Source organism: Acidovorax sp. Root275 (genome assembly GCF_001428965.1).
GTDB classification, from domain to species: Bacteria; Pseudomonadota; Gammaproteobacteria; order Burkholderiales; family Burkholderiaceae_C; genus Acidovorax; species Acidovorax radicis.
This window is the reverse complement of the sequence record NZ_LMJH01000010.1, coordinates 880,288-901,265: the sequence shown is the minus strand read 5'-3', so window position 1 is coordinate 901,265 and position 20,978 is coordinate 880,288. Positions and strand designations below refer to the sequence as shown.

At 64.3% G+C, this 20,978-nt stretch carries 15 protein-coding genes and 1 tRNA gene; 12 read left to right on the top strand and 4 right to left on the bottom strand.

Features of this window, described 5'->3' with window-relative positions:
• Nucleotides 1-17 precede the first annotated feature (17 nt).
• The 9 genes from rpoC to ASE52_RS23355 all read left to right on the top strand — a co-directional run bounded on the left by rpoC (nucleotide 18) and on the right by ASE52_RS23355 (nucleotide 14,902).
• A complete protein-coding gene (gene rpoC, locus ASE52_RS23395) occupies nucleotides 18-4,253 on the top strand; it encodes a DNA-directed RNA polymerase subunit beta' (RefSeq protein WP_010467244.1) in 4,236 nt (1,411 codons plus the stop codon).
• A gap of 149 nt (nucleotides 4,254-4,402) precedes the next feature.
• Nucleotides 4,403-4,987: a LemA family protein gene (locus ASE52_RS23390; RefSeq protein ID WP_057229605.1), complete on the top strand. Its 585-nt coding sequence runs from the start codon at nucleotides 4,403-4,405 to the stop codon at nucleotides 4,985-4,987.
• Between the two features lie 55 nt (nucleotides 4,988-5,042).
• Nucleotides 5,043-6,470 (top strand): 16S rRNA (cytosine(967)-C(5))-methyltransferase RsmB, encoded by a 1,428-nt coding sequence (gene rsmB / locus ASE52_RS23385; RefSeq protein WP_082606992.1) that lies wholly within the window; start codon nucleotides 5,043-5,045, stop codon nucleotides 6,468-6,470.
• A 46-nt stretch (nucleotides 6,471-6,516) separates the two neighbouring features.
• Complete coding sequence (locus tag ASE52_RS23380; protein WP_100199533.1) at nucleotides 6,517-7,086, top strand: DUF4390 domain-containing protein; 570 nt, start codon at nucleotides 6,517-6,519, stop codon at nucleotides 7,084-7,086.
• Nucleotides 7,083-9,380 (top strand): ATP-binding protein, encoded by a 2,298-nt coding sequence (locus ASE52_RS23375; RefSeq protein WP_057229603.1) that lies wholly within the window; start codon nucleotides 7,083-7,085, stop codon nucleotides 9,378-9,380. The genes ASE52_RS23380 and ASE52_RS23375 overlap by 4 nt, the downstream gene beginning before the upstream one ends.
• A gap of 39 nt (nucleotides 9,381-9,419) precedes the next feature.
• Nucleotides 9,420-10,103 carry a response regulator gene (locus ASE52_RS23370; RefSeq protein ID WP_057229601.1) on the top strand — a complete coding sequence of 228 codons (684 nt, stop codon included), beginning with the start codon at nucleotides 9,420-9,422 and terminating at the stop codon, nucleotides 10,101-10,103.
• 65 nt (nucleotides 10,104-10,168) lie between these two features.
• Nucleotides 10,169-10,244: transfer RNA gene (locus ASE52_RS23365), tRNA-Phe, on the top strand.
• Between the two features lie 863 nt (nucleotides 10,245-11,107).
• Complete coding sequence (locus ASE52_RS23360) at nucleotides 11,108-13,174, top strand: IPTL-CTERM sorting domain-containing protein (RefSeq protein WP_241777087.1); 2,067 nt, start codon at nucleotides 11,108-11,110, stop codon at nucleotides 13,172-13,174.
• Between the two features lie 471 nt (nucleotides 13,175-13,645).
• Nucleotides 13,646-14,902, top strand: coding sequence for an Hsp70 family protein (locus tag ASE52_RS23355; RefSeq protein WP_057229597.1), 1,257 nt, complete (start codon nucleotides 13,646-13,648; stop codon nucleotides 14,900-14,902).
• A 137-nt stretch (nucleotides 14,903-15,039) separates the two neighbouring features.
• On the opposite strand, the gene rsmI is transcribed toward ASE52_RS23355, so the two are convergent.
• Nucleotides 15,040-15,993 (bottom strand): 16S rRNA (cytidine(1402)-2'-O)-methyltransferase, encoded by a 954-nt coding sequence (gene rsmI / locus ASE52_RS23350; RefSeq protein ID WP_057229595.1) that lies wholly within the window; start codon nucleotides 15,991-15,993, stop codon nucleotides 15,040-15,042.
• Here rsmI and ASE52_RS23345 point away from each other — a divergent pair.
• The 3 genes from ASE52_RS23345 to ASE52_RS23335 all read left to right on the top strand — a co-directional run bounded on the left by ASE52_RS23345 (nucleotide 15,993) and on the right by ASE52_RS23335 (nucleotide 17,771).
• The gene (locus ASE52_RS23345; protein ID WP_010463057.1) at nucleotides 15,993-16,403 is read left to right on the top strand and encodes a YraN family protein; all 411 of its coding nucleotides are present in this window, start codon (nucleotides 15,993-15,995) and stop codon (nucleotides 16,401-16,403) included. The genes rsmI and ASE52_RS23345 overlap by 1 nt on opposite strands.
• A gap of 100 nt (nucleotides 16,404-16,503) precedes the next feature.
• Nucleotides 16,504-17,106 (top strand): SIS domain-containing protein, encoded by a 603-nt coding sequence (locus ASE52_RS23340; RefSeq protein WP_010463055.1) that lies wholly within the window; start codon nucleotides 16,504-16,506, stop codon nucleotides 17,104-17,106.
• Nucleotides 17,103-17,771, top strand: a complete 669-nt coding sequence (locus ASE52_RS23335) for a BON domain-containing protein (RefSeq protein ID WP_057229594.1) — start codon at nucleotides 17,103-17,105, stop codon at nucleotides 17,769-17,771. Before ASE52_RS23340 ends, ASE52_RS23335 begins: the two co-directional genes overlap by 4 nt.
• 245 nt (nucleotides 17,772-18,016) lie before the next feature.
• Here the strand turns inward: ASE52_RS23335 and ASE52_RS23330 are convergent, their stop codons facing one another.
• From ASE52_RS23330 to ASE52_RS23320, 3 genes are all read right to left on the bottom strand, one after another.
• Complete coding sequence (locus ASE52_RS23330; protein WP_057229591.1) at nucleotides 18,017-18,931, bottom strand: NAD(P)-dependent oxidoreductase; 915 nt, start codon at nucleotides 18,929-18,931, stop codon at nucleotides 18,017-18,019.
• A 169-nt stretch (nucleotides 18,932-19,100) separates the two neighbouring features.
• A complete protein-coding gene (locus ASE52_RS23325; protein ID WP_010463050.1) occupies nucleotides 19,101-20,237 on the bottom strand; it encodes a PilT/PilU family type 4a pilus ATPase in 1,137 nt (378 codons plus the stop codon).
• A gap of 61 nt (nucleotides 20,238-20,298) precedes the next feature.
• The gene (locus tag ASE52_RS23320) at nucleotides 20,299-20,934 is read right to left on the bottom strand and encodes a cyclic nucleotide-binding domain-containing protein (RefSeq protein WP_010463048.1); all 636 of its coding nucleotides are present in this window, start codon (nucleotides 20,932-20,934) and stop codon (nucleotides 20,299-20,301) included.
• Between the last annotated feature and the right edge of the window lie 44 nt (nucleotides 20,935-20,978).

The window sequence follows — 20,978 nt, the reverse complement described above, 5'->3', positions numbered from 1 at the left end:
AAAAGGAAAGAGTCACTATGAAATCGCTACTCGACCTGTTCAAGCAATTCACGCCGGACGAGCATTTCGATGCCATCCGCATCGGCATGGCTTCGCCCGAAAAGATCCGTTCGTGGTCTTTCGGCGAAGTGAAGAAGCCCGAAACCATCAACTACCGCACGTTCAAGCCCGAGCGCGACGGTCTGTTCTGCGCCAAGATCTTTGGCCCCATCAAGGACTACGAATGCCTGTGCGGCAAGTACAAGCGTTTGAAGCACCGCGGTGTGATCTGCGAGAAGTGCGGCGTTGAAGTCACGCAGACCAAGGTGCGCCGCGAGCGCATGGGTCATATCGACCTGGCCGCGCCTTGCGCGCACATCTGGTTCCTGAAGTCGCTGCCATCGCGTCTGGGCCTGGTGCTCGACATGACGCTGCGCGACATCGAACGCGTGCTGTACTTTGAAGCGTATGTGGTGACCGACCCCGGCATGACCCCGCTGAAGAAGTTCAGCATCATGTCCGAGGACGACTACGACGCCAAGCGCAAGGAATACGGCGACGAATTCATCGCCAAGATGGGCGCCGAAGGCATCAAGGACCTGCTGGAATCCATCGACATCGACCTGTCGATCGAACGCCTGCGCGGCGACCTGACCGGCTCCGAAGTCAAGGTCAAGAAGAACGCCAAGCGCCTGAAGGTGCTGGAAGCGTTCAAGAAGTCGGGCATCAAGCCCGAATGGATGGTGCTCGAAGTGCTGCCCGTGCTGCCACCGGACCTGCGTCCGCTGGTGCCGCTGGATGGCGGCCGCTTCGCCACGTCCGACCTGAACGACCTGTACCGCCGCGTCATCAACCGCAACTCGCGCCTGCGCCGCCTGCTGGAGCTGAAGGCCCCTGAAATCATCGCCCGCAACGAAAAGCGGATGCTGCAGGAAGCCGTCGACTCGCTGCTGGACAACGGCCGCCGTGGCAAGGCCATGACGGGCGCCAACAAGCGCGCACTGAAGTCGCTGGCCGACATGATCAAGGGCAAGTCTGGCCGTTTCCGCCAGAACTTGCTGGGCAAGCGCGTGGATTACTCCGGTCGTTCCGTGATCACCGTGGGCCCTACGCTCAAGCTGCACCAGTGCGGTCTGCCCAAACTGATGGCCCTGGAGCTGTTCAAGCCCTTCATCTTCTCGCGCCTGGAAGCCATGGGCATTGCGACGACGATCAAGGCCGCCAAGAAGGAAGTCGAATCCGGCACGCCGGTGGTGTGGGATATCCTGGAAGAGGTCATCAAGGAACACCCAGTGATGCTCAACCGTGCGCCTACGCTGCACCGTCTGGGCATCCAGGCCTTTGAGCCCATCCTGATCGAAGGCAAGGCCATCCAGCTGCACCCCCTCGTCTGCGCGGCCTTCAACGCCGACTTCGACGGTGACCAGATGGCTGTTCACGTGCCGCTGTCGGTGGAAGCGCAGATGGAAGCCCGCACGCTGATGCTGGCCTCCAACAACGTGCTGTTCCCCGCATCGGGCGAACCCTCCATCGTTCCTTCGCAGGACGTGGTGCTGGGCCTGTACTACGCCACCCGTGACCGTATCAACGGCAAGGGCGAAGGCCTGGTGTTCGCCGATACCGGTGAAGTGCAACGTGCTCTGGACGCCGGCGAAGTCGAGCTCGCCGCCAAGATCACGGTGCGCATGACCGAGTGGACCAAGAACAAGGAAACGGGCGAATTCGTTCCGTCCACCTCGCTCGTGGAAACCACTGCGGGCCGTGCACTGCTGTCCGAGATTCTTCCGAAGGGCCTGCCGTTCTCCAACATGAACAAGGCGCTCAAGAAGAAGGAAATCTCGCGCCTGATCAACGTGTCCTTCCGCAAGTGCGGTCTGAAGGAAACGGTCGTGTTCGCCGACAAGCTGCTGCAAAACGGCTTCCGTCTGGCCACGCGCGCAGGTATCTCGATCGCCATCGACGACATGCTGGTGCCCCCACAAAAGGCCGGCATCATCGAGCGCTCCGAGAAGGAAGTGAAGGAGATCGAACAGCAATACGTGTCCGGTCTGGTCACCTCTGGCGAGCGTTACAACAAGGTGGTGGACATCTGGGGCAAGGCCGGCGACGAAGTGTCCAAGGTGATGATGGCCCAGCTCTCCAAGCAGAAGGTCATGGACCGCCACGGCAAGGAAGTGGACCAGGAGTCCTTCAACTCCATCTACATGATGGCCGACTCGGGTGCCCGGGGTTCTGCTGCGCAGATCCGCCAGGTGGCCGGTATGCGGGGTCTGATGGCCAAGCCTGACGGCTCGATTATCGAGACGCCCATTACCGCGAACTTCCGCGAAGGTCTGAACGTGCTGGAGTACTTCATCTCCACCCACGGTGCCCGTAAGGGTCTGGCCGATACGGCGCTGAAGACCGCCAACTCGGGTTACCTGACCCGCCGTCTGGTGGACGTGACGCAGGATCTGGTTGTGACCGAAGAGGATTGCGGCACCGCCAATGGTTCGCTGATGCGCGCCATCGTCGAAGGCGGTGAAGTGATCGAATCGCTGCGCGACCGTATCTTGGGCCGCACGGCGGCTGAAGACGTGCTGCATCCAGAGAACCGCTCGGTGCTGGTCCAGGCGGGCGTCATGCTCGACGAAGACATCATCGAAGGGCTCGAAACCGCTGGGGTGGATGAGGTGAAGGTGCGTACCGCACTGACCTGCGAAACCCGCTACGGCCTGTGCGCCAAGTGCTACGGACGCGATTTGGGCCGTGGTGGCCTGATCAACCTCGGCGAAGCCGTGGGTGTGATCGCTGCCCAGTCCATCGGTGAACCCGGCACGCAGCTGACCATGCGTACGTTCCACATCGGTGGTGCCGCTTCGCGTGCCGCCATCGCCTCGAGTGTGGAAGCCAAGTCCAACGGCGTGATCGGCTTCAACGCCACGATGCGCTACGTGAGCAACACCAAGGGCGAGCTGGTGGTGATTGCGCGTTCGGGTGAAATCATCATCCACGACGAGCATGGCCGCGAGCGCGAACGCCACAAGGTGCCTTACGGCGCGACGCTGACGGTGAAGGCCGACCAGACCATCAAGGCTGGCACGATCCTCGCCAACTGGGACCCGCTGACGCGCCCCATCATCACCGAGTTCGCCGGTCAGACCAAGTTCGAGAACGTCGAAGAAGGTCTCACGGTGGCCAAGCAGGTCGACGAAGTGACCGGCCTGTCCACGCTGGTGGTGATCGATCCGAAGCGCCGCGGCGCTGCCAAGGTCGTTCGTCCACAGGTGAAGCTGATCGATGCCCAAGGCAACGAAGTGAAGATCCCTGGTACCGACCACTCGGTGACCATCGGCTTCCAGGTCGGCGCGCTGATCCAGGTGCGCGACGGCCAGGACGTGGGCCCCGGCGAAGTGCTGGCCCGTATCCCTGTCGAAGGTCAGAAGACCCGCGACATTACCGGCGGTCTGCCCCGCGTGGCTGAGCTGTTCGAAGCCCGTACTCCGAAGGACAAGGGCACGCTGGCCGAAATGACCGGTACCGTGTCGTTCGGCAAGGAAACCAAGGGCAAGGTCCGCCTGCAGATCACCGATCCCGAAGGCCACGTGTTCGAAGAACTCGTGCCCAAGGAAAAGAACATCCTGGTGCACGAAGGCCAGGTGGTGAACAAGGGCGAATCGATTGTGGACGGCCCGGCCGACCCGCAAGACATCCTGCGCCTGCTGGGTATCGAAGAGCTGTCGCGCTACATCGTGGACGAAGTGCAGGACGTGTACCGCTTGCAGGGCGTGAAGATCAACGACAAGCACATCGAGGTGATCGTTCGCCAGATGCTGCGCCGCGTCGTGGTCGAGAACGTCGGCGAGTCGAACTACATCGGTGGCGAGCAGGTCGAGCGTTCCGAGATTCTCAACACCAACGATGCGCTGCAGTCCGAAGGCAAGATCCCTGCGACCTACAGCAACCTGCTGCTCGGTATCACGAAGGCATCGCTGTCGACCGACTCGTTCATCTCGGCGGCTTCCTTCCAGGAAACCACCCGCGTGCTCACCGAGGCTGCCATCATGGGCAAGCGCGACGAGCTGCGAGGCCTGAAGGAGAACGTCATCGTGGGCCGCCTGATCCCTGCCGGTACCGGCATGGCCTACCACCAGGCTCGCAAGGCCAAGGACGCCATGGACGACGCCGAGCGCCGTGCCATCGCCGACGCCGAAGCAGCCGAAATGGAAGCCCAGGCGGATGCACCGGAAGTCGAAGGCAGCATCTCCACGGCGACCGACGCAGCCGCTGACTAAGCCCTCGGGCTGCCTCTGAAAAGCTCCCGTCCTGTCCTTGGCAGGCCGGGAGCTTTTTTCTGGAGCACGCGCTTCGATCTTTTTTGTCTTTTTCTCTCATTCCCTTTTCGGGCCGGAACACGTGGTGCACGTGAAGACGGCAACAGTGCATGTGGTCATCGCCTCTTTTCTGGATTGTTTTCGCCATTGCTGTCTTTTGGGCCTTGGGTGCCTACAACCGCCTGATGCGGCTGCGTTCGGCCGTTGTGCAGGCTTTTGGCAGTTTTGACGCGCACATGGTGCGGTTGCTGGCGTTGCTGGGGGAGTTTGGTGCAGCGCATGCTGTGCAGCAGCTTCCGCCAGCGGGTGTTATGGCACCGGAAATGGCTGCCCTGCAAGGCGCCACCACCCAGTTGAGCGCATCGCTTGCTATGGCGCGCGCCCGTCCGCTGCAGTCAGAGGCTGTGGCGGCCTTGGTGGCCGCACGGGAAGTGCTGCATGCCTCCTGGCAAAAGGCTGTACCCAATTTTCCAGGGGACAACAACGCGCAGATGCCTGCGCTGGCCGATGCCGCAGACTTGTTGCCCCGGCCTGCGTTGCTGTGGCAAATGCGGTGGGACGAGCACGTTCAGCAGAATGACCAGGCCACCCGTGTTTTCAACGACGCGGTGTTGCACTACAACGCAGCCATTGCCCAGTTTCCAGCCAATTTGCTGGCCTGGGTGTTTGGATTCAAGGCCGCCCGCAGGCTGTAGAAAGGTTGCCAGGACCACAATGAACCCTCCATCTGTACCACCACGTGTACGCCCAATGCCCTCCGCAGGCGCCACTAACGGGCCACGGCGTGCCCGCCCTCTCGCCAGCCCCGGCGACGACACCCGCCGCGCGGTGGCGGCGGCCAGCCAGCCGGTAGCTCTGTGGCAGCAGCTGGAGGCTGTGGCTGGCGCTTTGCAGGCCATTCGTGGCGGTCAGTCGGGGACGGCCGCACTGGTGGCCGTGGAGGCAGGCCTGCGCCCTGGCGTGCAGTCCCTGTTGTTCCAGGTGCTGCGCCAGGCAGGGCGCGCCGAGGCGTTGCGCCGTCAAATGGTCGCACGCACCCCCCCGCCGGCGGCGGATGCCTTGCTGTGTACGGCGCTTGCGCTGTGCTGGAATCCCGATGAGTCCCCGTATGAGCCGTTCACTTTGGTGAATCAGACGGTAGAGGCGGCCAAGCGCAGTGCGTCCACCCGTGCGCAGTCTTCGTTCCTCAACGGTTGCCTTCGCCGCTTTCTGCGCGAACGCGATGCGCTGGTCGCCCGTACCGATGGTGATCCGCTGGCCCGCTGGAACCATCCTGTGTGGTGGATTGAGCGGTTGCGCAAGGACCATCCTGGGCATTGGGAGCAGATCCTGCAGGCCAACAACGCCCACGCACCGATGACGCTGCGTGTAAATGTACAAAAAAGCAGCCCAGCGCTTTACCAGAAAGCGCTAGCAGCTATTAATTTGGAAGCAGAGCGGTCTGGTGACGCAGGCTTGGTGCTGGCGCATCCCGTGCCGGTGCAATCGCTGCCGGGGTTTGACCAGGGCTGGGTTTCGGTGCAGGACGCTGCGGCCCAGATGGCTGCGCCTTTGCTGCTTCAAGGCCTTGATCTCACCCAGCCTTTGCGGGTGCTCGACGCCTGCGCGGCCCCCGGGGGCAAAACCGCGCACCTGCTGGAGCTGGCGGGGGCCGACGCGCCGATGCAGGTCATTGCGCTGGAGATCGATTCCACCCGCAGTGCCCGCATTGGCGAAACCCTGCAGCGCCTCGGGCTGCGCGCCCAGGTGGTGGTGGCCGATGCAGCGCGCCCGCAAGACTGGTGGCAGCAGCATTGCGATGGCGCTCTGTTTGATGCCATCTTGTTGGATGCGCCTTGCACGGCCTCCGGCATCGTGCGCCGCCATCCCGATGTGCGGTGGCTGCGCCGCGAAAGCGATATTGCACAGCTCGCCACATTGCAGGCCCGGCTGCTGAAGACACTGTGGCCGCTGTTACGCCCGGGTGGCCGGTTGCTGTACTGCACCTGTTCCGTGTTCCGTGCCGAAGGTGACGCCCAAGTACAAACGTTTCTTGCACACAACACCGATGCGCAATTGCTGCCATCGCCGGGCCATTTAATTCCCGGCAACGGGGACAAGCCCGGGGCTGTCCCGGACAATCAACCGGGTGACCACGACGGATTTTTTTACGCACTGTTGCAAAAATCGCCTCAATGAGTCCCGTTGGACTCAGTGGGTGGCGATATGCGTACTGTTTCTGTTGATGGGATGGGCCGCAATGGTGCAGCAGGCCGTCGCGGGGCAGCCAGTGTCCCCCGAGGTGGGCGAACTTCGCCTGGATCGGGCCGAAGATGGCGTCTACCTCAGCGCCACGCTGCAGTTTGTATTGCCTGAGCTTGCAGAGGACGCCCTGTACAAGGGCATCCCCATGTTTTTTGTGGCCGAAGCGCAGGTGCTGCGTGACCGCTGGTATTGGTCTGACCGCCAAGTGGCTGAAACCACCCGCTATCTGCGCCTAAGTTATCAACCTCTGACGCGCCGATGGCGTCTGAATATCTCTCCAGTGCCCTTTACCAACAGCGGCCTGGGTGTGGTGCTGGGGCAAAATTTTGACGACTATGCCGATGCGTTGTCTGCCATTCAAAGAATTTCGCGCTGGAAGATCGCTGAAAACGACGTGATTGAGGCAGATGCCCTTCACACCGTCAATTTCCGGTTCAGGCTCGACATGTCCCAGCTGCCCCGGCCGTTCCAGATTGGTGCCGTCGGGCGTTCGGGCTGGAATCTGCTGGTCTCCCGCAGCCAGCGCCTGGCTGCGGAGCCTGTGAAGTGACCCCCACGGGCTCATCCAAACCCGAAGCCTCGGCATCGGCCCATGCCGCAGCCCGCCAGTCGCGCGCTGTGCGCTGGGCGGTGGGGGTGGGGGCGGCCATCATGTCGGCGATCGGGATGGTGCTGCTGTTCCTCCTCACCCTGGCCACCAACAACCGCGCGCTGTACGAGCGCAACTACGCATGGCTCTTTGGCGTGAATGTGCTGGTGGCACTGCTGCTGCTGGCGGTACTGGTATGGGTGGCGGTGCGCCTGGCCATGCGCCTGCGGAAAGGGCGCTTCGGCAGCCGGCTGCTGGTCAAGCTCGCTGCGATATTTGCGCTGGTGGGGCTGATGCCGGGGCTGCTGATCTATGTGGTGTCCTACCAGTTTGTCACGCGGTCCATTGAGAGCTGGTTCGATGTGAAAGTGGAGGGGGCTTTGTCCGCGGGGGTGAACCTGGCCCGTGTTTCGCTGGATTCGCTGGCCGCCGACATGGCCGCCAAGACGCGCAATGCCAGCGCCCAGGTAGCCCAGGTGCCCGATGCGGCGGCTGGGCTGGTACTGGAGCGCATCCGCGACCAGCTGGGAGCCTCCGATGTGGTGCTCTGGAACGCGGCCGGCCAGGCGGTGGCCAGTGCAGGCCAGTCGCGCTTCAGCCTGAACCCCGACCGGCCCGGCGTACCGCTGCTGCGCACCGTGCGGCAGCAGCGCGCCACCGCGCAGATCGAGGGGCTGGACGACATTTCGGACCCCGCCGCTGCACAGAATGCGCGTGTGAAGGTGATCGCGCTGGTTAGCAGCCCCAGCGTGGGGTTGCTGGTGGAGCCGCGGTACCTGCAGGCCACACTGCCCCTGCCGCCTGCGCTTGTGGCCAACGCCATTGCAGTGCAGGAGGCCAACCGCGAATACCAGGAGCGCGCTCTGGCCCGTGGCGGTCTGCGGCGCATGTACGTGGGCACGCTCACGCTGAGCCTGTTCCTGGCGGTCTTTGGCGCCGTGCTGCTGGCGGTGCTGCTGGGCAACCAGCTGGCCCGCCCGCTGCTTGTGCTCGCCGAGGGGGTGCGCGAGGTGGCGGCAGGCAACCTCAGCCCCAAGGCTGCGCTGCAGGGTAAAGACGAGCTGGGCGGCCTGACGCGCTCCTTCGCGCTGATGACCCAGCAACTGTCCGATGCGCGGCAGGCCGTGGAGCAGAGCATGGGCGAGGTCGATGCCTCGCGCGCCAACCTGCAGACCATTCTGGACAACCTCACGGCGGGGGTCATCGTGCTGGATGCCCAGGGCCTGATCCGTTCGTCCAACCCCGGCGCCACCCGAATCCTGCGCGCGCCAATGGCGGCCTATGAAGGGCGTCCGCTGTCCGAGGTGCCTGGGCTCGCCGAGTTTGCGTCGTCGGTACAGGGGCATTTCGACGCTTTCCTGGGCGACCATGAGCGCCACGGGCTGGACCACTGGCAGCAGCCGTTTGAGCTGCATGCGTCTTCTGGTGGGGTGGGGCAGCACGCCACCAGCCTAGTGGCGCGGGGCGCAGAATTGCCCGACTCGGCCAGACTGTTGGTTTTTGACGACATTTCGGAAATTGTTTCCGCCCAGCGCGCGCAGGCCTGGGGGGAGGTGGCGCGGCGTCTGGCGCACGAAATCAAGAACCCACTCACGCCCATCCAGCTGTCTGCCGAGCGGCTGGAAATGAAGCTCTCCGGCAAGCTGTCCGGCCCCGAGCAGGCCATCCTCGCCAAGTCCGTCAAGACCATCGTGGACCAGGTCGATGCCATGAAACGGCTGGTCAACGAATTCCGCGACTACGCACGCCTGCCTGCCGCAGAACTCCATGCGCTGGACCTCAATGCCCTGGTGTCCGATGTGCTCCATCTGTATGGAGAAGAGAACGCAGCCGTGCGCGTAGAAGCCGAGCTGGACCCGCGCTGCCCTTGTATCGCCGGGGATGCGCAGCAGCTGCGCCAAGTTGTGCACAACCTGCTCCAAAACGCGCAGGACTCCACCGAGCAGGCGCGCGCAGGAACCTCTGAGCCCGTGCCCCCGGTACGCATCACCACCCGCTGGAGTGAGTCCTCGCGCCGCGTGCGGCTCACGGTATCCGACAGTGGCGGTGGCTTTCCGGCGCACATCCTGCAGCGGGCCTTCGAACCCTACGTCACCACCAAGCCCCGGGGCACCGGCCTGGGCCTGGCGGTGGTCAAAAAGATTGCCGATGAGCACGGTGCGCGCATCGACTTGTCCAATCGCACCGAAGATGGCGTGGTGCACGGGGCCCAAGTGTCGTTATCATTCGCCCCTGAACCAGCGGTGGCGTCATAACAACACCGCCCCGCAGCATCCCAAGGCGCTTCAACACACATGGCAAACATTCTGGTGGTCGACGATGAGCTCGGCATTCGTGATCTGCTGTCGGAAATCCTGAACGACGAAGGTCACAGCGTAGACCTGGCAGAAAACGCCACACAGGCGCGCACGGCGCGGGCAGGCAACACCTACAACCTCGTGCTCCTCGACATCTGGATGCCGGACACTGATGGAGTCTCGTTGCTCAAAGAATGGGCGACGGCTGGCGTGCTGACCATGCCCGTCATCATGATGAGCGGCCATGCCACCATCGACACCGCCGTAGAGGCGACCCGGATCGGCGCCTTCTCGTTTCTTGAAAAACCTATCACCCTGCAAAAGCTGCTCAAGGCCGTGGAGCAAGGCCTGGCACGCAACGCGGCCCACCAAGCTGCCCCGGTGGCCGCGGCCCAGGCTCCAGTCCATGCCCCGGCCGATCCCACTTTTTCGCAGCTGCCCGCCGTGTCGGCCATCATGGCCAGCGTGGACGCCGGGCCCCACGCGCACCAGGGTTTCGACCTGGACCGCCCTCTGCGCGAAGCGCGGGATGGTTTTGAGAAGGCCTATTTCGAATTCCACCTGGCCCGAGAGGGTGGCTCCATGACGCGGGTCGCTGAAAAAACGGGCCTGGAACGCACCCACCTGTATCGCAAGCTGCGCCAGTTGGGTGTCGATCTGGGGCGGGGTAAACGCGGCTAGCCCGCGATAAATTCTTGCCCAGCTCGTCAAAACGGCGTTTTTTTCTGGTTATAATTTGAGGCTCAGGCCCGGTAGCTCAGTCGGTAGAGCAGAGGATTGAAAATCCTTGTGTCGGTGGTTCGATTCCGCCCCAGGCCACCATTCAATAATCCGCAGACGTCTACAGGCGTCTAGCAGATGCAAAAAGCCCTAAGTAAATCAACTGCTTAGGGCTTTTTTCTTGTCTGCCGGTATTCATGTTGTCCATGCCAAGCCAGCCACTTGCGGGGGCAACTTTGGGGGCAACGGCTCAATTCGGGTCAGCTGCTCTCAAAAGTTGCCCCAATGCCTCTGGCAAACACCACAATTCACCGTGCTCTTCACGTCATCCAGTACATAGGCCCTTGATCTCTAACGGATCCAAGGGCTTTTTACATTGAGCGTCTCCCTGTATGGCCGATGCGGCCACGCAAAGTGGCCCCGCCATGCAGGCCAGGCTTGGCATCGGCAGAGGCTGTCGGCGCGCAGTGGACGCCCGCCTCGTCTGCCTTCCCCATGGTGCGGTTTCGCAGACCCTGCCGACCCCCGGGCAGCGCAAAGCCAGGCGTGGCTTGCCGAACAGGTTTCTGGGCGTTGTGTGTAGCGGGATCGGACGGGTTTTGAGCGTCGCGAAGCCGCCGGGCAGGGTGGCCCTGGGTGCTGTCATCCCAGGACCCCATGTCGCCCAAATGGGGGACATACAAATGGACACGACTCAGATAGTCTTTCCCGGCTTTCAAGGGGAGGACGGGGTTTGGACTTTGTACACGTTCGGCCGATTGGCGTCCCCTGTTCAATCTCCACATCGCAAGACCATGACGAAACCGACGAACCGCGCAGCCCCAGTCCGCCCCCCCTTCGCCGCCATACGCGCGTCCGCTCCAACTCCCGCGTATCGGCTGGTCCGTCCGGCGAGCCTTGGTCTCGCAGCCCTCCTTTGGCAGATCAACGCCGGCGCTGCCGTGGGCTGGAATGTCGATGCATCCATGGCCGCCCCCAGAGCGCAGCATGCAGGCGCTTTGATGGATGATGGTTCGGTCGCTGTTTTTGGTGGCGTCAATCGGAATGGATTCGTCGGAGGCAGCGAGCGCTATGCCGGGGGGGCTTGGACCTCTCTGGGGCTCCATGGGATTCAGGGCAATGTGACGGAGGCGGTCACGCTGGGGACCGGCCATGTGCTTGTCCGATCGGACGGCAGCCTGAGCGCACGGCTGTACGACCCTGCGGCCAACACCTGGGCTCCCGGGGGGACGCAGACTGTATTTCGCAGCCTGCCGTCGATGACGCTGCTGGCCAACGGCAAGGTCCTGGTGGCGGGGGGCACTAACCTCGCCACAGCAGAACTGTACGACCCGCAGACCCGCAGCTGGACGGCGACAGGCAGCATGTCGGTGGTGCGCCGTGCACACGGGGCTGTGCTGCTGCGCGACGGCCGCGTTCTGGTGGCTTCAGGGTTCAATAACGTCGCCGGCGAAGTGCCGGTGGCTGAAATTTATGACCCTGCCACTGGCACTTGGACGGTGGTGGCTCCCCCGCTGGTGCCGCGCCACTATGCCAGTCTGACCCTGCTTCCGGATGGCAGGGCGCTTCTGGCAGGGGGATTCACGGCGGGTGGCGTCACCACGCATGCAGAAATCTATGACCCAGTGTCCAACACCTGGACCGTCACTGGTGCCCTGAGCTTTGCCCGCCATGGTGCAATGGGTTCGCCGCTGGCCCATGCCACGGTGCTTGCCTCAGGCCGGGTGTTGATGGCTGGTGGCTCGGATGGTACGAGAAACACGCAGCCTGCCGCAGAGCTCTATGACCCCGCATCGGGCACGTGGGCGGCCGCTGGGTCGATGGCGACGGGTAGGGAGAATGGCACGGCCAACCTGTTGCCCAACGGCGACGTGCTGCTGGCGGGTGGATACAACAGCAATCCCACCCTGACCTTCCACAGCACGGTCGAACGTTACACACCGGCCGTGCCCCCGGGGCCTGCTCCGGTGCTGGATGCGCTGCCGCTGCTGCTGCAGCGCGCCGGTGCTGCGCTGACCTTCACGGGCACCGATTTCAAGGGCGCTACGGGCACAAGCACGCCCCAGCTCCAGTTGCAGCGCGCAGAGAACGGAGCGATCCATACGTGGTTCTCGGTCAGCCATACCGCCAACAGCTTCACATCGCCCGCCCTGGGCACTTTGCCGGCCGGGTTGTACATGGCGCGGTTGGTCGTGGATGGCGTGCCCTCCGTGGCACGGCTGGTCCGGTTTACCGACCCTGTGGGTACACCCATGGGCACACCAGGCGATGGGCAGGCGACCGTGAGCTGGGCGCCGCCCGCCGACACCCGTGGCAATCCGCCGGACGGTTACACCGTTACCTCCAGCCCCGCCAGTGCGGGTTGCACCGCCACGGCGCCTTTGACGGTTTGCACGGTGCCGGGGCTGGCGAATGGCACCCCCTACACCTTCACGGTGCAGGCGCAGCACCCCAATGGCCCAGGGCCCTTGTCGGTGGCCTCTGCGCCTGTGACGCCCGGGACCCGGCAGTACAGTGGGCCTACGCCGGGGGGTGGGGGCTCCATCAACGTAGTGGTCGGGGGCGGTGGGGCTACCTGCACCCTGATTGGGGTGGACACCTACGCGACGACACCCCCCGCAGGCGCACCGCCACAGCTTTCTTTTCCGTATGGCGTATTCCGGTTTCGGGCCAGCGGCTGCGTGAATGGAAGCACGCTTCAGGTCGCCATCACCTACCCGAGCCCTCTTGCGCCGCAAACGGAGTTCTGGAAGCATGGTCCTGCAACCCCCGCAGCTGCAGCCACATGGTTTGAATACCCCGGGGTCACGCTCAGCCCTGATCGCAGGACTGTGACTTACTCCATCACCGACAACGGCGTGGGCGACAGTGACAGCGCCAGCGGTGTCATCCTGGACCCGTTTGGCGCTGCCGTGCTTGCCGGAAACCCTGTCGCGGTGCCCACGCTTTCTCCCGCCGGGCTTTCACTCAGTGCCTTGTTGCTCGCTGCCTTGGCGGGCTGGGGCCGCAGGGCGAAGCGCTTCGGAAGATAGGGCCCTCGCAGCGGCCGGGCAATGCTGGCTGCGCACATGCAAAAGCCCCGACATCACTGCCGGGGCTTTTGCACTGTGAGCCCCAGAACCTGCCCTGGGGCCTCGTTCATGGCATCCGATGCGGTGAGGGCTCTCACAGTTGGTTATCATTGAAGCAGTTTTTTGGAGGCAGCTCTGGGGACCACTGGCTTGTTTTCAAAGCCATCGTTTCCAGCGTTTGTGCGGGTTCTAGGCGTTCTTTGGTAGAGCCCCCGCCACCCAATAAAAGCCCTTGATTTTTGCCAATCAAGGGCTTTTTCCATTCTGAATGCGGCGCTGGGTTGTGCCTGGGGTGTGCTTTTTACAGGGCGCCTCTCCAGCGCCCCGGTTGCTCGAAACGGGTTTTCCCGCGGCGCCGCATTCGATGTTTGTGCCCACCCAGGCAGTCGCCCGTGCGTGCAGACCCGTCCCCATCGTTTCGACATTTGACCCATGCCCCTTTTGAAGGACACCACCCTCGGTATCGACTTTGGCACTTCCAACTCCGCGATGGCCGTGCGCCAGGGGGCGGGGTTGGCGCGCATGATTTCGCTGGAAGGGAGTGCGCACACACTGCCCACAGCGTTGTTTTTTAATGCCGAGGACCATCGCACGCACTTTGGCCGGGATGCCGTCGGGCAATATCTGGCGGGCACCGAAGGGCGCCTGATGCGGTCGCTCAAGAGCCTGCTCGGCAGTGCGCTGCTCCAGGACAAGACGGCGGTGCACAACAAGATGGTGAGCTACCAGGACATCATCAGCCTCTTCTTGCGCATGCTGGTGCAAAAGGCGCGCGATGAGCTGGGCGGCATGCCCGCCCGGGTGGTGATGGGGCGCCCGGTGCATTTCGTGGACGGGGATGCCGACCGGGACCAGCAGGCGGAAGATGCGTTGCGCCAGGCGGCACTGGACGCGGGGTTTGCCGAGGTGTCGTTCCAGCTGGAGCCGATTGCCGCAGCGCTGGACTACGAGCAGCGCATCGCGCACGAGTCGCTGGTGCTGGTGGTGGACATTGGGGGCGGGACGTCGGACTTCACGGTGGTGCGGCTCGGGCCTGAGCGCATGGCGCGCGCTGAGCGCGGCAGCGACGTGCTGGCCACCACCGGCGTGCACGTGGGTGGCACCGACTTTGACCGGCGGCTGAGTCTGGACCTGTTGATGCCCTTGCTGGGACTTCGGCATACCGGGCCCACGGGGCGCGAGGTGCCCAGCCGGGTGTTCTTTGATTTGTCCACCTGGCACCTGATTCAGTGGTTGTACTCGCCGCGCGCGCTGCGCGATGCGCAGAACCTGCGCACGGACTATTCAGACGCACGGCTGCACGCGCGGCTCATGCGGGTGCTGCACGAGCGCCTGGGGCACCGCATGGCCAACACGGTGGAGCAGGCCAAGATTGCAGCCTCGCTGGCCGATGCCGAAGCGCCCATGCCACTGGACTGGATCGAGGCTGGACTTGGCGCCGCCGTGACGCCGGAGGGACTGGCACAGTTTCTGTTGCAACCCCTCGAACAGGTGGTGGCCTGCGCGCACGAATGCGTGCAGCTGGCGGGCCTGGGTCTGCAGGGGCTTGATGCGATCTATCTCACCGGGGGCTCGTCGGCCCTGCGGCCGCTGCGCCAGGCGCTCAAGGCCGCGTTTCCCGCTACCCCGCAGGTAGAAGGCGATCTGTTCGGCGGGGTGGCGGCCGGATTGGCAGTGTCGGGGCGATAGATCTGGAAGAGGTGCAGCGGCGCCACGGTCGATGGGGGGAGTTCGCCGTAGCGAGTAGGTTTGCTATTGAAAATATAGCTGCTTGCGCTTTCCTATCAAGCGCTAGGTGCCATTTTTGCCTCAAATCCGATGCTTCGTCAGTCCCCGGCGTCGCCTGCTTCGCCTTCATCGTCCGCGCCGCTGCGCTTCCACGCCAGGGCCGTGTCGTACAGCACGTTGCGCGATGCACCCGTGATCTCGGCGGCCAGGCGCACGGCGGTTTTCAGTGGCAGCTCCTGCACCAGCAGGCGCAACACGCGCAGGCTGGCGCCATCGTCGCTGGCCACCGCCACCGGGTGCAGCAGCACCACAAACTCGCCGCGCGAGCGCTGGGGGGCGCCGTCGAGCCACGCCGTCAGCTCACGGGCGGGCCGTGTGGTCACTTCCTCGAACTGTTTGGTCAATTCCCGCGCCAGGGTTACCGGGCGATCGCCCAGCACCGCCAGGGCCTGGGCCAGTTCGTTGATGCGGTGGGGGGCTTCGAGCAGCACCACGCAGCGCGGCTCGTGGGCCAGCTGCTGCGCAATCACCGTGGCGCGTTCGGCATTCTTGACGGGCAGAAAGCCCGCAAACACGAAGCCGCCATGTTCGGTGCTGTGGGCCACGGCGCCTGCCACGCTCAGCGCCGTGGTGATGCTGCTGGCGCCGGGCAGGGGCACGGCACGCAGGCCGGCCGCCTGCACGGCGGCCACCAGCCGGGCACCGGGGTCGCTCACGCCAGGCGTGCCTGCGTCGCTCACATACACCACGCGCTGCCCCTGCTGCAGACGCTGCACCACGTTCTGGGCAGCCTCGGCCTCGTTGTGCTGGTGCACGGCCAGCAACTGCGCGGCACCTTTGTCGATGCCGTAGGCGCGCAGCATGGATTGTGTATGGCGCGTGTCCTCGCAGGCTACGGTGTCGGCCATCTGCAGCACATGCAGCGCGCGCAGGGTGATGTCGGCCAGGTTGCCGATGGGCGTGGCCACCACGTACAGCGCGCCCTCGGGATAATGCTGCGCAGCCGCCGCTTCGCGCGCGGCGCCCTGGGCTGAAGCGAAAGATGCGCTCAATGAAATTCCTTGGAAAGAGAAAACCGGCGGGGGCCCCCGGTCTGGCTGCCAAAACCACCACCACGCGTGAACGCGGCAATGTGGCGGAGGACCAGGCCCTGGCCCATCTGCAGGCAGCCGGCCTGCAACTGGTGGTGCGCAATTATCGGACGCCCGGGCGTGGTGGTGGTGAGATCGACCTGGTGATGCGCGAACGGGACGGCACGCTGGTGTTTGTCGAAGTGCGCAGCCGTGCAGGCAGTGCCTTTGGGGGCGCTGGGGCCAGCATCAGTGCCACGAAGCAGCAGCGCATCATTTTTGCAGCCCGGCACTACCTGCTGCGCATGCCTTCCCCGCCGCCCTGCCGCTTTGACGTGGTGCTGGTCGAGGCATCGACGCAGTGGCTCAAGGCGGCCTTTGATGCGCAGTAGGTGCGTCCGTTCCCCATGGCCATTTTGGGCGCCAGCGCAATGCCGGTGACTACGGTTTGCTACAAAAGCTGTAACACGCGGCGGGTATCATCGGGCCCTCATGCTTGAGCAACGCATCCAACAGCATTTCATCGACAGCGCCGACCTGAAGTACCAGGCCGCGCAGGTTTTGAGCCATCCCATCGCCGCCGCCGTGCAGGCCGTCCTGGCCTGTGTGACCAGCGGGGGCAAGGTGATGGCCTGCGGCAATGGCCCCTCGGCCGCCGAGGCGCAGCAGTTCGCCGCGTTCTGTGTGGCCGGTTTCGAGCGTGAGCGGCCCGAGCTGGCAGCCCTGGCCCTCACGTCCGACAGCACCTTGCTCACCGCTGCGGCGGGCGGCAGCCACGATGCCGCGCAGCAGTTTGCCCGCCAGGTGCGGGCGCTGGGCCAGGCGGGGGACGTGCTGCTGGCCCTGTCGGTCACCGGCAACGACGCCAACCTGCTGGCCGCCGCCGAAGCCGCCCACGAGCGCGACATGACCGTGGTGGTGCTGGCTGGCCGCACGGGCGGCAAGCTGGCCGCCATGTTGCGCGAGACCGATGTGTTGATCAGCGTGCCCCACGACCGCGCCGCACGCGTGCGAGAAGTCCATGCCCTGGTGCTGCATTGCCTGAGCGACGGCGTGGACGCCCAGTTACTTGGTGAACAGGAGATTCCGCTATGAAGCAAACAACCATGAACCGTACCCAGCGCACGGTGTGCACCGTGCTGGCCGCTGCCGCCCTGGCGGCGGGCCTCTCGGCCTGCGCGCCGTTGATCGTCGGAGGCGCGGTGGTGGGCGGCGTGATGGCCGTGGACCGCCGTACGACCGGCACGCAAATCGAAGACGAAGGTATCGAGCTGCGTGCCGCCAACCGCATCCGCGAAACCCTGGGCGACCGCGCCCACGTCAACGTGACCAGCTACAACCGCCAGACCCTGCTGACGGGCGAGGTGCCCAGCGCCCAGGACCGCCAGACTGTCGAGCAGATCGTGTCGCAGGTGGAGAACGCGCGCTCGGTGGTCAATGACCTGGCTGTGTTGCCCGCCAGCAGCCTGAGCCAGCGCTCCAACGACACCTTCATCACGGGCAAGGTGCGCGCCAGCCTGGTGGACGCCCAGGACATCTCGGCCAACTCCTTCAAGGTGGTGACCGAGCGCAACATCGTCTACCTGATGGGCCGCGTATCGCAGCGCGAGGCCAACCGCGCCACCGAGATCGCCCGGGGCGTGAGTGGCGTGAGCAAGGTCGTGCGCGTGTTCGAGATCGTCTCGGAAGAAGAGCTGCGCCGCATCGCACCGCAGCCCGCGCCCGTGACCACGGACAACAGCGCATCGCCCGGCGGCTGAAAGCAGTCGGTCGGTCAGGCTCGATAGCCTGCACGACCGCTGAACAAAAAATCCCGGCGCGCACCAAGCGGCCGGGATTTTTTGTGGGCGGCTCACACCGAGCGCGGCGGCGAAGAACTGGCTTGGGGCTGAGTCCTGCGGCTCCAGGCCTGCCTGCACAGGCTTGGACAGGCCGAAGAGGCCGCGCCTCTGGCGCGTGTGCTACCGAGGCGCCGCAGGCGACTCAGGGGAACCGGCCAGGGAGCCTACTTCAGCCTTTTGACAAGGCTAGACGTGTCCCATCGGTTGCCGCCCATCTTCTGCACATCGGCATAGAACTGGTCCACCAGTGCCGTCACGGGCACGCGTGAGCCGTTGCGCTTGGCTTCGTCGAGCACCAGGCCCAGGTCCTTGCGCATCCAGTCCACGGCAAAGCCGAAGTCGAACTTGTCGTCCACCATGGTCTTGCCACGGTTGTCCATCTGCCAGCTCTGGGCTGCGCCCTTGCCGATCACGTCGAGGACTTGTTTCATGTCCAGGCCCGCGTTCTGACCAAACGCCACCGCCTCGGACAGGGCCTGCACCAGTCCGGCAATACAGATCTGGTTGACCATCTTGGCCAGCTGGCCCGCGCCGCTTTCGCCCAGCAGCGTGAAGGCGCGCGAGAACGCCATGGCCACCGGCTGGGCGGCCTCGAAGGCTGCCGCATCGCCACCACACATCACGGTGAGCAGACCGTTCTGCGCACCGGCTTGGCCGCCCGACACGGGCGCATCCACAAACTGCAGGCCCAGGGCCTTGGCAGCTGCGTGCAGCTCGCGTGCCACTTCGGCCGACGCGGTGGTGTGGTCCACGAAGATCGCGCCCGGCTTCATGTCCGCAAACGCGCCGTCAGCACCCAGGGTGACGGCGCGCAGGTCATCGTCGTTGCCCACGCAGCAGAACACGATGTCTGCACCCGCAGCCGCCTCGCGCGGTGTTGCTGCATGTTTTGGCGCCTTGGCGCTTGCGTACTCTGCGCACCAAGCTATTGATTTGGTAGCGGTGCGGTTGTACACCGTAACCTCATGCCCCGCCAGCGCGAGGTGGCCAGCCATCGGGTAGCCCATCACTCCCAGGCCAAGAAAGGCGACCTTGCGGGATGGGGTGGCGTCGTAGTTTCGGGGGTTGGTGCTTGGCATGGAAATGGTTCTTGTAAGAAAAGGCCGCCATGTCGGCGGCGTTTGAAACTGGCGCGGCCTGGGCCAGTGGACGCCGTGGAACTGGCTTTGCCAGGCCACTGGCGTCGTCCCCCTTCCCATCGCGCAGCGATGAGAGAAGGGGGAAGCGGCGCAGCCGCTCAGGGGGTTGTCACACGATCGCGAAGTGCTCGGTACCCGACGCAAGGTCGGGCGACTTGGCGCGCTGGCTGTTGAGCTTGATCTGCAGGCGCAGGTCATTGAGCGAGTCGGCGTTGCGCAGCGCATCTTCGTACGTGATCAGGTTGGCCTCGTACAGGTCGAACAGCGCCTGGTCAAAAGTCTGCATGCCGAGGTTGCGGCTCTTCTTCATGATCTCCTTGATTTCGTGGACATCGCCCTTGAAGATCAGGTCGGAGATCAGCGGTGTATTGAGCATGATCTCCACGGCGGCTGCCCGGCCCTTGCCGTCCTGCTTGGGGATCAGGCGCTGCGACACCATGGCGCGCAGGTTGAGCGACAGGTCCATCAGCAGCTGTGGGCGGCGCTCCTCGGGGAAGAAGTTGATGATCCGGTCCAGCGCCTGGTTGGCGCTGTTGGCGTGCAGCGTGGCCAGGCACAAATGGCCGGTTTCCGCAAAGGCCACGGCATGCTCCATGGTTTCGCGGTCGCGGATTTCGCCCATCAGGATCACGTCGGGCGCCTGGCGCAGCGTGTTCTTCAGGGCCGCTTCCCAGCTGTCGGTGTCCAGGCCCACTTCGCGCTGCGTGACCACGCAGTTCTTGTGCGGGTGCACGAATTCCACCGGGTCTTCCACCGTGATGATGTGGCCGAACGAGTTCTCGTTGCGCCAGTCCACCATGGCGGCCAGCGTGGTCGACTTGCCCGAGCCCGTGGCACCCACCAGGATGCACAGGCCGCGCTTGGCCATCGTCACTTCCTTGAGCACCTGGGGCACGCCCAGTCCGTCGATGGTGGGCAATGTGAGCGGAATCGTCCGCATCACCATGCCAACCTTGCCCTGCTGGATGAACGCGTTCACCCGAAAGCGCCCGATGCCCGCGGGCGAGATGGCGAAGTTGCACTCCTTGGTGCGCTCGAAGTCCGCCACCTGTTTGTCGCTCATCACTGCGCGTGCCAGCGTGAGCGTATGGTTGGGCGAGAGTGGCTGGGGCGACACTTTGGTCACCTTGCCGTCCACCTTGATGGCGGGCGGAAACTCCGCGGTGATGAACAAGTCGCTGCCGTTGCGGCCCACCATCAACTTGAGCAGGTCATTGATGAATTTACTGGCCTGATCGCGTTCCATCAGAGTTTCTCCCGGGTCTGTTCGTCGGTCGGTCGACCGTGGGTCTTGGTTCGCCGCATCATTACTTCTGGTTGTCGCTCAGGCGGGCACTCACTACACGCAGGCGCAGCGACAGCTTGCGGGCCAGCAGCGCAATCAGGCTGGCGGCCAGCTGCGGGTCCTTGGTCATCATGTCGTCCATGGCTTCGGCGCTCAGCACGGCAATTTCGCAGTCCGTGAGCGTGGTGCAGGCCGAAAAGCGGATGCCGCTGTCGAGCAGCGACATCTCGCCCAGGATATCGCCCGGCCGTGTCTCGGCCAGGCGCAGTTGCTCGCCCCAGGGCTGCACGCGGTCCACCGCAATGGTGCCGGTGAGCAGCACCACCATGAAGTTGCCGTACTCGTCCTGGCGGATCACGTCGCGGTTGGACGGAATGGCCGCGAATTCGAAGAAGCGCTCCATGCGCTCCACGGCGTCCTTGTCCAGGTGCGCCATGTATTTGTCCTTGGCCCACAGCCCCTGCAGCAGCTTGCCGCCACGGCTGGTGGGCAGGCGCTTGGCGCCCACTTCCACCGCACGGGCTTCCCAGGGCACCAGCATCGAATCGTCCACGCCCTGGCCGGCAAAGGCCGTGGAGAACAGCACGGAATCCGTGTGATCCTCCGCGGGCTTGCCACCCCGGGTTTTCATTTTCAGAAGGCTCAGAATGCCTTTCATACAGTGCTCCGGTGTGCGGCACATCGTGAGGCCGCTAGGTACAT

Coding starts and splice junctions, on each gene's coding strand:
- rpoC (WP_010467244.1), top strand. CDS start 18: ATGAAATCGCTACTCGACCTGTTCAAGCAATTCACGCCGGACGAGCAT.
- ASE52_RS23390 (WP_057229605.1), top strand. CDS start 4,403: ATGTGGTCATCGCCTCTTTTCTGGATTGTTTTCGCCATTGCTGTCTTT.
- rsmB (WP_082606992.1), top strand. CDS start 5,043: ATGCCCTCCGCAGGCGCCACTAACGGGCCACGGCGTGCCCGCCCTCTC.
- ASE52_RS23380 (WP_100199533.1), top strand. CDS start 6,517: ATGGGATGGGCCGCAATGGTGCAGCAGGCCGTCGCGGGGCAGCCAGTG.
- ASE52_RS23370 (WP_057229601.1), top strand. CDS start 9,420: ATGGCAAACATTCTGGTGGTCGACGATGAGCTCGGCATTCGTGATCTG.
- ASE52_RS23360 (WP_241777087.1), top strand. CDS start 11,108: ATGGCCGCCCCCAGAGCGCAGCATGCAGGCGCTTTGATGGATGATGGT.
- ASE52_RS23355 (WP_057229597.1), top strand. CDS start 13,646: ATGCCCCTTTTGAAGGACACCACCCTCGGTATCGACTTTGGCACTTCC.
- ASE52_RS23345 (WP_010463057.1), top strand. CDS start 15,993: ATGAAATTCCTTGGAAAGAGAAAACCGGCGGGGGCCCCCGGTCTGGCT.
- ASE52_RS23340 (WP_010463055.1), top strand. CDS start 16,504: ATGCTTGAGCAACGCATCCAACAGCATTTCATCGACAGCGCCGACCTG.
- ASE52_RS23335 (WP_057229594.1), top strand. CDS start 17,103: ATGAAGCAAACAACCATGAACCGTACCCAGCGCACGGTGTGCACCGTG.
- ASE52_RS23330 (WP_057229591.1), bottom strand. CDS start 18,931: ATGCCAAGCACCAACCCCCGAAACTACGACGCCACCCCATCCCGCAAG.
- ASE52_RS23325 (WP_010463050.1), bottom strand. CDS start 20,237: ATGGAACGCGATCAGGCCAGTAAATTCATCAATGACCTGCTCAAGTTG.
- ASE52_RS23320 (WP_010463048.1), bottom strand. CDS start 20,934: ATGAAAGGCATTCTGAGCCTTCTGAAAATGAAAACCCGGGGTGGCAAG.